The sequence below is a fragment of the Mitsuaria sp. MSU3D genome (assembly GCF_056867975.1).
The window spans coordinates 6,145,024-6,160,266 of the sequence record NZ_CP200314.1 but is presented as its reverse complement, the minus strand read 5'-3'; the positions used below and the strand labels follow the sequence as shown (position 1 = coordinate 6,160,266).

General features: G+C 67.1%; 15 protein-coding genes. All 15 read right to left on the bottom strand.

Annotation, left to right across the window (positions count from 1 at the left end):
* Positions 1 to 66 precede the first annotated feature (66 nt).
* The 15 genes from AC1VNM_RS27135 to plsX all read right to left on the bottom strand — a co-directional run bounded on the left by AC1VNM_RS27135 (position 67) and on the right by plsX (position 15,142).
* Positions 67 to 849 (bottom strand): pyridoxine 5'-phosphate synthase, encoded by a 783-nt coding sequence (locus AC1VNM_RS27135; RefSeq protein WP_377157376.1) that lies wholly within the window; start codon positions 847 to 849, stop codon positions 67 to 69.
* A complete protein-coding gene (gene recO, locus AC1VNM_RS27130; RefSeq protein ID WP_483108971.1) occupies positions 846 to 1,622 on the bottom strand; it encodes a DNA repair protein RecO in 777 nt (258 codons plus the stop codon). Before recO ends, AC1VNM_RS27135 begins: the two co-directional genes overlap by 4 nt.
* A 5-nt stretch (positions 1,623 to 1,627) precedes the next feature.
* Positions 1,628 to 2,521, bottom strand: a complete 894-nt coding sequence (gene era / locus AC1VNM_RS27125; RefSeq protein WP_377161555.1) for a GTPase Era — start codon at positions 2,519 to 2,521, stop codon at positions 1,628 to 1,630.
* 268 nt (positions 2,522 to 2,789) lie between these two features.
* Positions 2,790 to 3,497, bottom strand: a complete 708-nt coding sequence (gene rnc / locus AC1VNM_RS27120) for a ribonuclease III (protein WP_377157381.1) — start codon at positions 3,495 to 3,497, stop codon at positions 2,790 to 2,792.
* Positions 3,498 to 3,530: 33 nt separating this feature from the next.
* Positions 3,531 to 3,887, bottom strand: a complete 357-nt coding sequence (locus AC1VNM_RS27115) for a DUF4845 domain-containing protein (RefSeq protein ID WP_431101869.1) — start codon at positions 3,885 to 3,887, stop codon at positions 3,531 to 3,533.
* 94 nt (positions 3,888 to 3,981) lie between these two features.
* On the bottom strand, positions 3,982 to 4,953 hold the full coding sequence (gene lepB / locus AC1VNM_RS27110; RefSeq protein WP_377157385.1) for a signal peptidase I: 972 nt from the start codon (positions 4,951 to 4,953) through the stop codon (positions 3,982 to 3,984).
* A 17-nt stretch (positions 4,954 to 4,970) separates the two neighbouring features.
* The gene (gene lepA / locus AC1VNM_RS27105; RefSeq protein ID WP_377157387.1) at positions 4,971 to 6,779 is read right to left on the bottom strand and encodes a translation elongation factor 4; all 1,809 of its coding nucleotides are present in this window, start codon (positions 6,777 to 6,779) and stop codon (positions 4,971 to 4,973) included.
* Between the two features lie 553 nt (positions 6,780 to 7,332).
* On the bottom strand, positions 7,333 to 8,877 hold the full coding sequence (locus tag AC1VNM_RS27100) for a DegQ family serine endoprotease (RefSeq protein ID WP_377157390.1): 1,545 nt from the start codon (positions 8,875 to 8,877) through the stop codon (positions 7,333 to 7,335).
* A gap of 70 nt (positions 8,878 to 8,947) precedes the next feature.
* A complete protein-coding gene (locus AC1VNM_RS27095) occupies positions 8,948 to 9,415 on the bottom strand; it encodes a hypothetical protein (protein WP_483108970.1) in 468 nt (155 codons plus the stop codon).
* Positions 9,416 to 9,481: 66 nt separating this feature from the next.
* Complete coding sequence (gene fabF, locus AC1VNM_RS27090) at positions 9,482 to 10,729, bottom strand: beta-ketoacyl-ACP synthase II (protein WP_483108969.1); 1,248 nt, start codon at positions 10,727 to 10,729, stop codon at positions 9,482 to 9,484.
* A gap of 9 nt (positions 10,730 to 10,738) precedes the next feature.
* Complete coding sequence (gene acpP, locus AC1VNM_RS27085; RefSeq protein WP_058936430.1) at positions 10,739 to 10,978, bottom strand: acyl carrier protein; 240 nt, start codon at positions 10,976 to 10,978, stop codon at positions 10,739 to 10,741.
* Positions 10,979 to 11,164: 186 nt separating this feature from the next.
* Positions 11,165 to 11,914: a 3-oxoacyl-ACP reductase FabG gene (fabG, locus tag AC1VNM_RS27080; protein WP_483108968.1), complete on the bottom strand. Its 750-nt coding sequence runs from the start codon at positions 11,912 to 11,914 to the stop codon at positions 11,165 to 11,167.
* 41 nt (positions 11,915 to 11,955) lie between these two features.
* The gene (gene fabD / locus AC1VNM_RS27075) at positions 11,956 to 12,897 is read right to left on the bottom strand and encodes an ACP S-malonyltransferase (protein WP_483108967.1); all 942 of its coding nucleotides are present in this window, start codon (positions 12,895 to 12,897) and stop codon (positions 11,956 to 11,958) included.
* Positions 12,898 to 13,022: 125 nt separating this feature from the next.
* Positions 13,023 to 14,012 (bottom strand): beta-ketoacyl-ACP synthase III, encoded by a 990-nt coding sequence (locus AC1VNM_RS27070; RefSeq protein WP_483108966.1) that lies wholly within the window; start codon positions 14,010 to 14,012, stop codon positions 13,023 to 13,025.
* Positions 14,009 to 15,142, bottom strand: coding sequence for a phosphate acyltransferase PlsX (gene plsX, locus AC1VNM_RS27065; protein ID WP_483108965.1), 1,134 nt, complete (start codon positions 15,140 to 15,142; stop codon positions 14,009 to 14,011). Before plsX ends, AC1VNM_RS27070 begins: the two co-directional genes overlap by 4 nt.
* Positions 15,143 to 15,243 lie beyond the last annotated feature (101 nt).

Sequence of the window (15,243 nt, the reverse complement as noted above, 5' to 3'; positions counted from 1 at the left end):
GCCCTTTCATGCGCAGCGCGTGCGCGCTTGGTGCCCGCCGTGTGGGCATAACGTGCGGAAGTGCAATCAGACGTACGCGCGCTGGATGCAGCGCTGGTAGTCGCGCACCGCCTCGGTGTAGCCGAGCTCCAGCGCGTCCGCGATCAGCGCGTGGCCGATCGAGACCTCCGCCACGCCCGGCACCTCGCGCAGGAAGCGCGTCAGGTTGTCGCGGTTCAGGTCATGGCCGGCGTTGATGCCCACCCCTTGCGCCAGCGCCGCGCGCGCCGCGGCGGCGAAGGCCGCAACCACCTCGGCCTCGCGTGGCGTGCCGAAGGCGCTCGCCCAGGTCTCGGTATAGAGCTCGATGCGGTCCGCGCCCAGCGCGGCCACGTGCGCCATCGCCTCCGGCAACGGGTCCATGAACAGGCTCACCCGCACACCCAGCGACTTGCACTCCGCGATCATCGGACGCAGGCGTTCGGCGTCGGCCGGCAGGTTCCAGCCGTGGTCCGAGGTGAACTGGTCCTCGCTGTCCGGCACGAAGGTCGCCTGATGCGGCCTCAGCTCCCGGATGAAGTCCATCAGGTTCTGCGTCGGGTTGCCCTCGATGTTGTACTCGGCCTGCGGCCAGGCCTTCATCAGCGTGGCGAGCTCGCGCACGTCCTCGGCGCGGATGTGCCGCGCGTCGGGTCGCGGATGCACCGTGATGCCCTGCGCTCCAGCCTCCAGGCACAGCTGCGCCGCGCGCGTCACGCTGGGGATGCCCAGGTGGCGGGTGTTGCGCAGCAGCGCGACCTTGTTGACGTTGACCGACAGCGCGCATCGCGCGTCGTGTCGGCCGGATTCGGGAGCGATCAGCGGATTCATGTGAGCAGCTTCTGGACGTCGAGCAGCACTTGCCGCGTCCGCAATGGACGATGCCCGAGATGATAGTGAAGCAATGCGCGCGACAACGGCTTCAGCGCCGGACCCGCGAGCTCGCAGGCCTGCTGCAGCGCCGCCTGGCTGCCGTGCAGCAGCGCCGCCTGGAGCTGGATGAAGGCCTGTCCCGTCAGCTGTGGCGCGTCGTGTGTCGGCACGATCACGCCGGACTCCGGCGCGAGCATGTAGAGCCGCTCCGGATCGAGCGGCGCCTGCGTCGTGGACAGCACGCTGAGGTCGGGCAGCAGGCCGCAGATCGACAACATCTTCAGCTCGAAGGCCCGCAGCGCGGCGTGCGCATCGTCCACCGACCGAAGTTGCGGCAGCAGTGCCGCGTAGGCGTCGAAAAGCTCCGGCTGCGCGTCCTGCCGCGGCAGGAACTTCATCAGCAGCTCGTTCACGTAATAGCCGCTGAACAACGCGGCACCGCTGGGCAGCGTCTGCCCGCCGACCCACTCCGCGCCGCGCAGCGACTGGACCTCGGCCGCGCCGTCCTCGTTCATCTTCGACGGTTTGGACAGCGTCACCTGCAGCCGCAGGAAGGGCAGCAGCACCGATCTCAGCTGCGAGTATGGCCGCTTCGCGCCCTTCGCGATCACCGCCAGCCGGCCGTGCTCGCGGCTGAACAGGTCCAGCACGAGGCTGGTCTCGCTCCAGTCGTAATGGTGCAAAACAAAAGCCGCCTGCGTCGCGGGCGGCTTGGTGGCGCGGGTGGCCATGGGCCTCACTCGTAGCCGTAGCTTCTCAAGTGTTCTTCGGAATCGGCCCAGCCGGACCGGACCTTCACCCAGAGCTCGAGGAACACGCGCGCATCCCACAGCTTCTCGAGTTCCTGACGGGTCTCGGAGCCGATGCGCTTCAGGCGCTCGCCGCCCTGGCCGATGATCATGCCCTTCTGGGCGTCGCGCTCGACCACGATGGTCGCGGCGATGCGGCGCAGGTTGCCCTCCTCTTCCCAGCGATCGATGATCACCGTCGCTTCGTAGGGCAGTTCGTCGCCGGTCAGGCGGAAGAGCTTCTCGCGGATCATCTCCGCGGCCATGAACTTCTCGCTGCGGTCGGTCAGCGCGTCTTCCTCGTAGAACCATTCCTGGTTCGGCAGGTAGGGCTTGAGGATCTGGAACAGGCGCTGCACGTCCGAGTCCTTCTTCGCCGACAGCGGCACGAATTCGGTGAAGTTGCGGCGCTCCTGCATGCTCTTGAGCCAGGGCATCATCTCGGCGCGGCGCGTCACCGCGTCCAGCTTGTTGGCGACCAGCACGACCGGCTTGTTCTGCGGCAGCAGCGACAGCACCTTCGCGTCGTCCAGGCCGAAGCGGCCAGCCTCGACGACGAACAGCACCAGGTCCACGTCCGCCAGCACGCCCTGCACCGTGCGGTTCAGGTTGCGGTTCAGCGCGCTGCTGTGTTTCGTCTGGAAGCCGGGCGTGTCGACGAAGACGAACTGCGCCTCGTCGACGGTGCGCACGCCGGTGATGCGGTGGCGGGTGGTCTGCGCCTTCTTCGAGGTGATCGAGACCTTCTGCCCGACCAGCGCGTTCAGCAGCGTCGACTTGCCGACGTTGGGCCGGCCGACGATCGCGATCAGGCCGCAGCGCAGGTCGCCCTCGTACGGCATCGCGCCGATGCCGCCCTGGACCGGGGACAGCTCGCCGCCTTCATCGTCCTCGTGCTCGTCGTGCACGTCGCCCTCGTCGTCGGGGGCGATGGCGTCATGGTCCAGCGAGGTCTCGGGGTCGTGCGGCGTGGCGGGGTCGTGCGGGGCGTTCAGATCAGGGTCCTCGGAAACAGGGGTATCGGAAAGGGAAGAAGCAGAAACGGAATCGGACGAGGACGTCGGCTTCGGCGTCCTCGGAGTGGTCGGTGCGTTCATCGCGGGCTCCGCGTCAGTCGCGCAGGCCGGTGCCGGGCCGATCGCCGGCGAGCAGTTCGTCCAGCACCTGACGGGCGGCCTCCTGCTCGGCGATCCGGCGCGAGCGGCCCTCGCCGCGGCGCGACAGCGTCAGCGCGGCCACTTCGCATTCGACGGTGAAAGTCTGCGCGTGAGCCTGGCCCCGCGTCTCGGCGATGCGGTAGGACGGTACCGGCAGCTTGCGCGCCTGCAGCCATTCCTGCAGCGCCGTCTTCGAATCCTTCGCCCACTGCTCGATGCCGCTCGCGGCGATCGTCTCGCCCAGCAGCCCGCGCACGATCTCGCGCGCGGCCTCGTAGCCGCCGTCCAGGAACGCGGCGCCGATCACGGCCTCCAGCGCGTCCGCCAGGATGGACGGCCGCTGGCCGCCGCCGCCGCGGGCCTCGCCCTCGCTCATCCGCAGCGCTTCCGGCATCTGCAGCAGCAGCGCGAGCCGGTGCAGGCTGTCCTCGCGCACGAGGTGCGCGCGGATGCGGGTCAGGTCGCCCTCGTCGGAACCGGCGAAGCGGTCGAACAGCAGCGAAGACACCGTCAGGTTGAGCACCGCATCGCCCAGGAACTCCAGCCGCTCGTTGTGCTGCTGGCCGAAGCTGCGATGCGTCAGCGCGCGCTGCAGCAGGCCCGGCTGCTTGAAGCGGTAGCCGAGGCGTTGCTGGAGGGCGTCAAGCGCTTGCGGTGTCATGGACGGTGGTCAGGGAAGCGGTGGGCCGTGCGGTCAGCGTGACTCGCCTTTGTACTTGATCACCAGGAACACCGGGCCGAACAAGGGCACTTCCTTGTCGTAGGCGAAGCTGATCTTCACCTTGTCGTCGACCTTGGTGATGATCAGGTCCTTGGGCTCGATGCTGACGATGGAATACTCGATCTGCTTGGTGCGTTCGAACGAATCGCGCGCCGCCGGCACGGTCGACGGGCCGTCCTTGGCGATCTTGTCGATCGCGCGCTGGATCGTGTAGTACTCCATCACCGTCGGTACGACGCGCAGCAGGATCACCGACCCGCCGCCGATGATGACCGCCCAGAACAGCAGTCCCAGCAGGCTGATGCCCCGTTGAATCTTCCGTGCCCTCATCACGTATCACTCCGGTGGTTGTTGTTGGAACAGCGTAGTCGATCGTTGGCCGGCAATCCGTGAATCGATGTGTCAGCCGGTGTGTCGGCGGGTCTTACTGGATGCCGCCGATGCGCTTCAGGCTGCCGAAGTTCATCCAGACCACGAAGGCGCGGCCCACGATGTTCTCATCCGGCACGAACCCCCAGAAGCGCGAATCCTGCGAGTTGTCGCGGTTGTCGCCCATCATGAAGTAGTGGCCGGCCGGCACCTTGCAGGTCACGCCTTCCAGCGTGTACTTGCAGTTCTCGTTGTAGGGGAAGTCGTACAGCTTCCCGATGCGTCCCTGCGGCTGCGCGTCCACCAGGATCTGGTGCTCGACCTCGCCCAGCTTCTCGGTGTAGCGCGAACGGAAGCGCATCGAGTTCGGATCCTCGTCGAAGAACTCGCCCTGCGCGACCGTCTCGACCTGCTTGCCGTTCACGTACAGCTTCTGGTTCAGGTAGGCGATCTCGTCGCCCGGCAGGCCGACCGCCCGCTTGATGTAGTCGATGCTGGGGTTCTGCGGGTAGCGGAACACGACCACGTCGCCGCGCTTCACGTCGTTGTTGCTGATGATCTTCTTGTTGATCACCGGCAGTCTCACGCCGTAGTGGAACTTGTTCACCAGGATCAGGTCGCCGATCAGCAGCGTCGGCACCATCGAGCCGGACGGGATCTTGAACGGCTCGAACATGAACGAACGCAGCAGGAAGACGATCAGGATCACCGGGAACAGGCCGGCGGTCCAGTCCAGCCACCAGGGCTGGCGCAGGATCTCCTCGCGAGCGCCCTCGACGTCGCCGTCGACGCGCTGGATGCCCTGCGCGGCCAGCGAGGCGCGGCGCTGTTCGTCGTTCTTGGCCAGCCGCTCCGCCGCGCGTTCCCGCGAGGGCTGGAAGTGGAAGCGCTCGGCCAGCCAGTACGCCAGCGTCACCGTGGTCAGGATCAGCAGCAGCAGGGAGAAGTTGCCGTTCCAGTAGCCCTGGTACCAGCCGCCCAGGTAGGCGATCAGGGTCACGTACAGCAACCCGGTCAGTGCGCTCATGGCTTTCATGCGGAGACTTATTCTTCGACTTGGAGGATGGCCAGGAAGGCTTCTTGCGGCACCTCCACCGAACCGATTTGCTTCATGCGCTTCTTGCCGGCCTTCTGCTTCTCCAGCAGCTTGCGCTTGCGGCTGATGTCACCGCCATAGCATTTTGCCAGCACGTTCTTGCGCAAGGCCTTGATGTTCTCGCGCGAGATGATGTTGGCGCCGATGGCCGCCTGGATGGCCACGTCGTACATCTGGCGCGGGATGATCTCGCGCATCTTGGCCGCCACCTGGCGACCGCGGTACTGGGACTGGGCCCGGTGCACGATCAGCGACAGCGCGTCGATGCGGTCGCCGTTGATCAGCATGTCGACCTTCACGACGTCGGACGCGCGGTATTCCTTGAATTCGTAGTCCATCGACGCATAACCGCGCGAAACCGACTTCAGCTTGTCGAAGAAGTCCAGCACGATCTCCGCCAACGGGATCTCGTAGGTCAGCATCACCTGCCGGCCGTGATAGGCCATGTTCAGCTGCACGCCGCGCTTCTGGTTGGCCAGCGTCATCACCGCACCGACGTACTCCTGCGGCATGTACAGGTGGACCGTCACGATCGGCTCGCGGATCTCGGCGATCTTGCTCTGCTCCGGCATCTTGGAGGGGTTCTCCACCTCGATCACCGTGCCGTCGCCCAGCTGGACCTCGTACACCACGCTGGGCGCGGTCGTGATCAGGTCCTGGTCGAACTCGCGCTCCAGGCGCTCCTGCACGATCTCCATGTGCAGCAGGCCGAGGAAGCCGCAGCGGAAGCCGAAGCCCAGCGCCTGGGAGACTTCCGGCTCGAAGCGCAGCGACGCGTCGTTGAGCTTGAGCTTCTCCAGCGCGTCGCGCAGCTGGTCGTACTCGCTCGCTTCGGTCGGATACAGGCCGGCGAAGACCTGGGGCTGGATCTCCTTGAAACCGGGCAGCGCCTCGGTGGCCGGACCCAGGTTGTTGGGGAGCTTCTTTTCCAGCGTGATGGTGTCGCCCACCTTCGCCGCGGACAGCTCCTTGATGCCGGCGATGATGAAGCCGACCTCGCCCGCGTTGAGCTGGTCGCGGTTCTCCGACTTGGGCGTGAACACGCCCAGGTGCTCGGCCGGATAGATGGCGTTCGTCGCCATCATGCGGATGCGTTCGTTCTTCTTCAGCGTGCCGTCCACCACGCGGACCAGCATCACCACGCCGACGTAGTTGTCGAACCAGGAGTCGATGATCATCGCGCGCAGCGGCGCCTCGACCGTGCCCTGGGGCGGCGGCATGCGGGTGATGACCGCCTCCAGGATCTCGTCGATGCCCATGCCGGTCTTGGCCGAGCACGGGATCGCATCGGTGGCGTCGATGCCGATGACTTCCTCGATCTCCGCCTTCGCGCCGTCCGGGTTGGCCGACGGCAGGTCCATCTTGTTGAGCACCGGGACGACTTCGACGCCGAGCTCCAGCGCGGTGTAGCAGTTGGCCACCGTCTGCGCCTCGACGCCCTGGCTGGCGTCGACCACCAGCAGCGCGCCTTCGCACGCCGACAGCGATCTGCTCACTTCATACGAGAAGTCGACGTGGCCCGGGGTGTCGATCAGGTTCAGGTTGTAGACCTGACCGTCGCGCGCCTTGTATTGCAGCGCGGCGGTCTGCGCCTTGATCGTGATGCCGCGCTCGCGCTCGATGTCCATCGAGTCCAGCACCTGCGCTTCCATCTCCCGATCCGACAGCCCGCCGCAGCGTTGGATGATCCGGTCGGCCAACGTGCTCTTGCCGTGGTCGATGTGGGCAATGATGGAGAAATTGCGGATGTGGTTCATGGACTCGGACGGAGACCGCGCGGTTCGTCCGCCACTTCCAGCGACGCTCGAGCGGCGCACGCTGATGCATGCTGAACATGCTGGGGACGGTCGATCGAGGCGGTGATGCAGGGCCCTTCGCAGGACCTGAACGGGACATAAAAAAAAGGCACGTCTAAACGGTGACGCGCCTTCCAACAAAACGTATGGCAACTGCTTGTTGGGCTTTCATTGTAGCCAAAAGCCCCGCCCTGGAAACCGCATGGATGCGAGCTTCTCGCGCGTTGCCCTTCGCCAACAGCGATTTTGTACACAGGTTATCCACAAAACTTGAGGACATCCTGTGGATCGCTGAGCCCATCAAAATGATGCCTTCCGATTCACCGTCGGAACAGCGACAAAGCTGGCCGAACGCGGCTCGATTGTAGCGGAGCGGGGCACCAATACCCCGCCTTGGTCACATCCGTTAGCAAGCACCAACCGACGTCCAGTTGTGCACCGGTTCACCGCCCGTCGGCTGGATTTTCCGTATTGTGGAAAGCCCCATGCCGGCGGTGGGTTGACGGCAACCGCCTCAGCCCTTGCCCGGCTTCAGCACGACGTAGGTGGCGACCTCGCCCCGGCGCACCAGCATCTGGAGCGACTTGCCCTTCTCGAGCTTTGCCAACGCCGCCTGGAACTGCTTGACCGTCTTCACCTCGGCGTTGTTGGCCGAGAGGATGACGTCGCCGGTCTTCAGGCCTGCCCGTGCGGCGGGACCGTCGACGGTGTCGATGCGCAGGCCGCCATCGACCTTGAGCTCCTTGCGCTGCGCGTCGGTCAACTCGCTGACCGTCAGACCCCAGGCCGACGCGCCGGTCGCGGCCGGCGTCTCCGCTTCCGGGGTCGGCGCCGCGCGATCGTCGGGCAACGCATCGAGCGTCGCGCTCAGGTCCTTGTAGGCGCCTCGGCGGAACACCTGCAGCGGCACCTTGGTGCCCGGCTTGGTCGCCGCGGCGAGACGGCGCAGATCGACCGCCTTCTCCACGGTCTTGCCGTCGAACTTCGTGATCACATCGCCGAGCTGGAGGCCGGCCTTCTCGCCAGGGCCCGCCGGCGTGATGCGGCTGATCAACGCGCCTTGCGGCTTGCCCAGGCCGATGGCCTCGGCGACCTCCTTGCTGACGTCGTCCGGATAGACCCCCAGCATGCCGCGCGTCACGCGGCCGCCGGCGCGCAGTTGGTCGGCCACGCGCATCGCCTCGTCGATCGGGATCGCGAACGAGATGCCCATGAACCCGCCCGACTGGCTGTAGATCTGCGAGTTGATGCCCACCACCTCGCCGCGCAGGTTCAGCAGCGGACCGCCGGAGTTGCCCGGGTTGATCGCGACGTCGGTCTGGATCAGCGGCAGCAGGTCGCCGGTGTCGCGCGCCTTGGCGCTGACGATGCCGGCCGTCACCGTGTTGTCGAAGCCGAACGGCGAACCGATGGCCATCACCCACTCGCCGACCTTGAGCTTGCCGACGTCGCCCATGCGCAGCATCGGCAGGTTGCTGGCCTCGATCTTGAGCACGGCCACGTCCGTGCGGCGGTCCAGGCCGATCACCTTGGCCTTGAACTCGCGCTTGTCCGTCAGCGTGACCGTCACCTCGTCGGCGTCGTCGACGACGTGCGCGTTGGTCATCACGAAGCCGTCCGCGCCGATCACGAAACCGGACCCCAGCCCGCGACGTTGCGGCGCGTCGTCATCATCATCGTCGTCCGGGGTCGGCGCGGGCGCGGGGGCGGCTCCCGGCGGCGTGCGACGCTGCGGCGGCACGGGGATCCCGAAGCGGCGCAGCAGTTCGCGCATCTGCTCGTCGATCTGCGCGTTGGCGACCTTGACCTTCTCCGACGTCCGGATGTTGACGACGGCGGGACCGGCCTGTTCGACCAGGGCGCTGAAGTCCGGCAGCGCACGCGCCAGCTCGGGCGCGGCGACCGGCACCGAACCGGCGACAGGGGCCACCGGCGTCGCGGGCGCGGCGGGCTTGGCCGCCGTCTGCGCGGCCGCGCCGAGCGAGGCGCTCAGGAGGGCGGCACCGGCGAGCGCCAGGGCAAGACGTCGAGGGGAACAGGTGCGGTCGGAATTGAGCATGAACACTCGCAGGTGGCGATGCAAAAACGAAAGGCCCACATCATGCCCGGATTTCAACAAGGACATGGTGTCAGCCTGCAGCGAGGAACAGGTGGAGGCGCAGCGGTGCCCATTGCGCTTCGTGCGCGCTGCGCGACAGGGCGATCCAGCGCTCCGGCGGCTTGCGACCCCGAACGCCTTCAGCGTCGATCGCGGCATTCAGCCGCAGCAGCATCCACTGTTCGAGGTCGATGACGACGTCCGGCGTGATGGCAAGCGGCTCTCCCGCGCGTTGCCACCACCATTGCGCGCCGTCCCATCGCAACACGGCCCGTGCCGGTTCGCGGACCGGCAGCGCGGCGCCCGCCAGGCTCGCGAGCACAAGGCCGAGCCACGGCCCGATGCCATCGGCGACGCCCGCGTGAAGCGCCACCGCGACAAGCGCCGCGGCCACGCCGCCGCACAGCGTCGCGCGCTGAACGCGCACCCAGCGCGGATCGTCCGCCAATGAAAAACGCCGGGCAGCAGCCCGGCGTGATGTCGATCGGTCCGGCGTCATGGGTCGCCGTCCTGATCGAGCTTGTGATTGTGCTTGAGCGCTTGAGGCGATCAGCAGCTCAGGCGATCAGACCCGCTTGAAGATCAGCGTCCCGTTCGTGCCGCCGAAACCGAAGTTGTTCTTCGCGGCGTACTCGATCGGCATCTTCCGCGCCTCGTTGGCGCAGTAGTCCAGGTCGCACTCGGGATCCTGGTTGAAGATGTTGATCGTCGGCGGCGCGACCTGATCGTGCAGCGCCTTGACGGTGAAGACGGACTCGATGCCGCCCGCGCCGCCCAGCAGGTGGCCGGTCATCGACTTCGTCGACGACACCACCAGGCCGCTCTTTGCATGCGAGCCGAAGGCCTGCTTGATCGCGTTGGTCTCGTTGGCGTCGCCCAGCGGCGTGGACGTGCCGTGCGCGTTCATGTACTGGATCTGGTCCGCGTTCAGGCCGGCGTTGCGCAGCGCGTTGCGCATCGAGCGCGTCGGGCCGTCCACGTCGGGGGCGGTCATGTGATACGCGTCCGCGCTCATGCCGAAGCCGACCAGCTCCGCATAGATCTTGGCGCCGCGCTTCTTGGCGTGTTCGTACTCTTCGAGCACCAGCACGCCGGCACCTTCACCCAGCACGAAGCCGTCTCGATCCTTGTCCCAGGGGCGGGACGCGGTCTTGGGGTCGTCGTTGCGGGTGGACAGCGCGCGGGCCGCGGCGAAACCGCCGACGCCCAGCGGCGACACCGTCGATTCCGAACCGCCCGCGACCATGACGTCGGCGTCGCCCGCCTCGATCATGCGACCGGCCGTGCCGATGCTGTGCAGACCCGTCGTGCACGCCGTCACGATGGCCAGGTTCGGGCCCTTGAAGCCGCACTGGATCGAGACGTGGCCCGAGATCATGTTGATGATCGAGGCCGGCACGAAGAACGGACTGATGCGGCGCGGGCCGCGATTGGTCAGTTCCGCATGGGTCTCCTCGATCATCGGCAGACCACCGATGCCCGAGCCGACGAGCACGCCGATGCGCTCCGCCAGTTCCGGGCTCAGCGCGTCGCCGGTGGGCAGACCCGCGTCGCGGACCGCCTGCAGCGAGGCGGCCAGCCCGTAATGGATGAACGTGTCCATGTGCCGGGCTTCCTTCGCGGGGATGTATTCATCCACCTTGAAGTCCTTGACCTCGCCCGCGAAGTGGCAAGACAAGACGCTGGCATCGAAACGGGTGATGGTGTCGATGCCGGACCGACCGGCCACGATGTTGGCCCAGCCCTGCTCGACCGTGTTGCCCACGGGCGAGATCAGGCCGAGTCCGGTGACGACGACGCGACGACGGCTCATGCTGCTTGCTTACGCCTTCTGGTGCTTGACCGCGTAGTCGATGGCCAGCTGCACGGTGGTGATCTTCTCGGCCTCTTCGTCCGGGATCTCGATGCCGAACTCGTCTTCGAGGGCCATCACCAGTTCCACGGTGTCCAGAGAATCAGCGCCCAGATCGGCGACGAAGGCCTTTTCATTGGTCACATCGGCTTCGGGCACGCCGAGCTGCTCGGCGATGATTTTCTTGACACGTGCTTCGATATCGCTCATGACTCCTCCAGGAGGGGGTGGTTTGCTAGAACAACCCGGGATTCTAAGGCCTTAGAGTGGCGCCCCTAGTCGGACCTCCCGAGGCGCGTCTTCCACGATGGATACGGCGCGCGCTCGCACTCTATCAGCCCTACACCGGCCGGGTGAATCCGGTGGGTGGCCCGCCCACTGGGGGCGGCGTCCACCTCAATTCATGTACATGCCGCCGTTGACGTGCAGCTCCACGCCCGTGATGTAGCTGGCCTCCGGGGAAGCCAGGAACGCCACGGCATGGGCGATCTCGGCCGGATCACCCAGGCGGCCGGCCGGGATCTGGGCCAGCAGCGCGGTCTTCTGCGCCTCGGGCAGCACCTCGGTCATGTCCGTGGCGATGAAGCCGGGAGCCACGCAGTTGACGGTGACCGAGCGGCTGCCGAGCTCACGGGCCAGGGCACGCGTCATGCCCGCGACGCCAGCCTTGGCCGCCGCGTAGTTGGCCTGGCCGGCATTGCCGGACGCGCCCACCACCGAGGTGATGTTGATGATGCGGCCGTAGCGCTGCTTCATCATCGGGCGCATCACGGCGCGGCTGGCGCGGAACACGGCCTTCAGGTTCGTGTCCAGGACGGCGTCCCAGTCCTCGTCCTTCATGCGCATGGACAGCATGTCCTTCGTGATGCCGGCGTTGTTGACCAGCACCTGGATGCCGCCGTCCTGCTTGACGATCGAATCGATCAGCGCGTCGACGGCCGCGCCGTCGTTGACGTTCAGGACCGCGCCGCGGCCGCCGTGCGGCGCCAGCGCTTCAGTGATGGCCTGGGCGCCGGAGTCGCTGGTCGCGGTGCCGATCACGACGAAGCCCTTCTGGGCCAGCGTCAGCGCGATCGCGCGGCCGATGCCACGGCTGGCGCCGGTCACCAGCGCCACGTGCTTGTTGTCGGGCTTGTTGTCGGACATGGGAAACCTCGGAAGGGATTCGGAAAGAAGAAGACGCCGGCTCAGACCAGCAGCGCCTTGGCTTCGGCCAGCGAAGCCGGGTCCAGCACCGTGGCGCTGACCAGGTCGGCGTCGATGCGCTTGGCCATGCCGGCCAGCACCTTGCCGGGACCGCATTCGATGACGGTCGTCAGGCCGCGCGCCTTGAGCGCCTGCACGACCTCGACCCAGCGCACCGGACCGAAGGCCTGGCGGAACAGCGCGTCGCGCAGCGCCTGGGCGTCGTCGGTCACGGCGACGTCGATGTTGTTGATCACGGGGAAGGCGGCGGACTGGAACGGCACCGCGGCGAGCTTCTCGCGCAGGCGCTCGGCGGCCGGCTTCATCAGGCTGGAATGGAACGGCGCCGACACCGGCAGCGGCAGCGCGCGCTTCGCGCCGGCGGCCTTGAGGGCCTCGTTGGCCTTCTCCACGCCGGCCTTCGAGCCGGCGATCACCGTCTGCTTCGGGTCGTTGAAGTTGACGGCCTCGACGACCTCGCCCGATTCGGCGGCGATCTTCTGGCAGACCTCGCGGACGACGGCGGCGTCCAGGCCCAGGATGGCCGACATCGCGCCGGTCCCCACGGGCACGGCCTCCTGCATCGCCTGGGCGCGGAAGCGCACCAGCGGCAGCGCGTCGGCCAAGCTCAGCGCGCCCGCGGCGACCAGCGCCGTGTACTCGCCCAGCGAGTGGCCGGCGGCGGCGGCGGGGACCAGGCCGGTCTCGGCCATCCAGGCGCGGTAGCAGGCGATGCCGGCGGTCAGCATCACCGGCTGGGTGTTGGTCGTCAGATCCAGCTGTTCCTTCGGACCGTTCTTGATCAATGCGCCGATGTCTTCGCCCAGCGCGGCCGAGGCCTCCGCCAAGGTGCGGACGACTTCCGGATGATCGCCCCAGGCGTCCAGCATGCCGACCGACTGCGAGCCCTGGCCGGGAAAGACGATTGCGAAGTTCTTGCTCATGGTTCGAGTCCGAGACTATCTACGAGGAGGGAGAAGCGCGCGTGACAGCAGCGCGGCACCTCGGGTGCCGCCGTTGCGCGAGCGGATCCGGCCACCACGATCCGGCGCCGGAACGGCTTCGGGAATCAGAAGTCCAGCAGCACCGCGCCCCAGGTGAAGCCGCCGCCGACGCCTTCCAGCATCACCGTGTCGCCGCGCTTGATCTTGCCGGCGCGCACCGCGACGTCGAAAGCCAGCGGAATCGACGCGGCGGACGTGTTGCCGTGCTCGTCGACGGTCGCGATCAGCTTGTCCAGCGGCATCTTCAGCTTCTTGGCCGTGCCCTGCATGATGCGGATGTTGGCCTGGTGCGGAATCAGCCAGTCGATGTCGGCATCGGTGCGTCCGGCCTTGTCGAGGACCGAGCGAGCGACTTTCTCAAGCACGCCGACCGCCAGCTTGAACACCGCCTGGCCGTCCATCTTCAGCAGCGGATGGCCCAGGACTTCACCGCCGGACACGGTGCCCGGCGTGCAGAGGATGTCGACGTGGCGGCCGTCGGCGTGCAGTTCGCTGGCGAGGATACCGGGCTCGTCGCTGGCACCGACCACCACGGCGCCGGCGCCGTCGCCGAACAGCACGCAGGTCGTGCGGTCCTTGAAGTCGAGGATGCGCGAGAACACCTCGGCGCCAACCACCAGCGCCTTCGTCGCGGCGCCGGTCTTGATCATCGAATCGGCCACCGTCAGCGCGTAGACGAAGCCCGAGCACACGGCCTGCACGTCGAAGGCGGCGCAGCCGTGGATGCCGAGCTTCTGCTGCAGCAGGCAGGCGGTCGAGGGGAACACCATGTCCGGCGTGGACGTGGCGACGATGATCAGGTCGATCTCCTCGGCGCGCACGCCGGCGGATTCGAGCGCGGCGAGCGAAGCCGGCAGGGCCAGGTCGCTGGCGGTGACGTGCGGGTCGGCGAAGTGACGGGCGTGGATGCCGGTCCGTTCGACGATCCAGTCATGGGAGGTCTCGATCCCGTCGCGGGCCAGGCGTTCCGCCAGGGCCGAATTGGTGACGCGGTTCGCGGGCAGGTAGCTGCCCGTACCGAGGATGCGGGCGTGGCGCGTGGAAGCAGTGGTCATGCAGCGTGGGCGGCGGCGGCCGCCGTGTCTCCTGCATCGCCGCCCTCCTCATTGGCAGGCACGGGTAGCGCCTGCAGCGTCGCGACGATGCGATCGTGAACCCGGTCTAGGAGCCGGTTGCGGGCCGCATCATACGCCCGGTTCAATGCCTGCTCGAAAGCGAAGGCATCGGCCGAACCGTGGCTCTTGAAGACCAGGCCGCGCAGCCCCAGCAGCGCGGCGCCGTTGAAGCGGCGATGGTCGACGCGGTCCTTGAACCGCTGCAGCACCGGCATCGCCAGCAGCGCGATCGCCTTCGTCCACCAGCTGCGGGTGAACTCCGCCTTGATGAAGCTGGAGATCATGCTGGCCAGGCCCTCGGCCGTCTTCAGCGCCACGTTCCCGACGAAACCGTCGCAGACGACGATGTCCGTCGTGCCCTTGAAGATGTCGTTGCCTTCCACGTTGCCGTGGAAATTCAACTGGTCATGCGAGGCGGCCTCGCGCAGCAGTTCGCCGGCGCGCTTGATCGTCTCGTTGCCCTTGATCATTTCCTCGCCGATGTTCAGCAGGCCGACCGTCGGGTTCTCCTTGCCATCCACCGCCGACACGAGCGCGCTGCCCATCACCGCGAACTGCAGCAGGTGTTCCGGGCCGCAATCGACGTTGGCACCGAGGTCCAGCACCGTGGTGAAGCCGCCGATCTGGTTGGGCATCACGGTGGCGATGGCCGGGCGATCAATGCCCTCGAGCGTCTTCAGCAGGTACTTGGCGACCGCCATCAGCGCGCCGGTATTGCCCGCCGAGACGCACGCATGCGCCTGCGCGGGGGTGCCGTCCTTGGCCGGCTTGAGCTGCGAGAGCGCCACCCGCATCGATGAATCCTTCTTGCGCCGCAGGGCGACCTCGATGGAATCGTCCATGCTGACGACCTCGCTGGCCGCAACGATCCGGGTGCGGGGCCAGGATTCAGCCGCCTTGAGGGCGTCGGGCAGACCGACCAGCACGAGTTCCGCCTGCGGGTGCGCAGCGAGGAAGGCCTGGCATGCCGGGAGCGTGACGGCGGGGCCATGATCGCCTCCCATGCAGTCCACCGACAGGCGGAGCGGCTCGGCGGAAGGCGATGAGCGGGTGGCGGGAATTGCGGTCATCGAAACCTGAGAAGAACACCGGTCGAAGGTGCGACTGTAGCGACCTCGCAAGAAGCGTGCGCGACAAGGGAACCCTTCCGGAGGAAGGATCGGAAATGCGA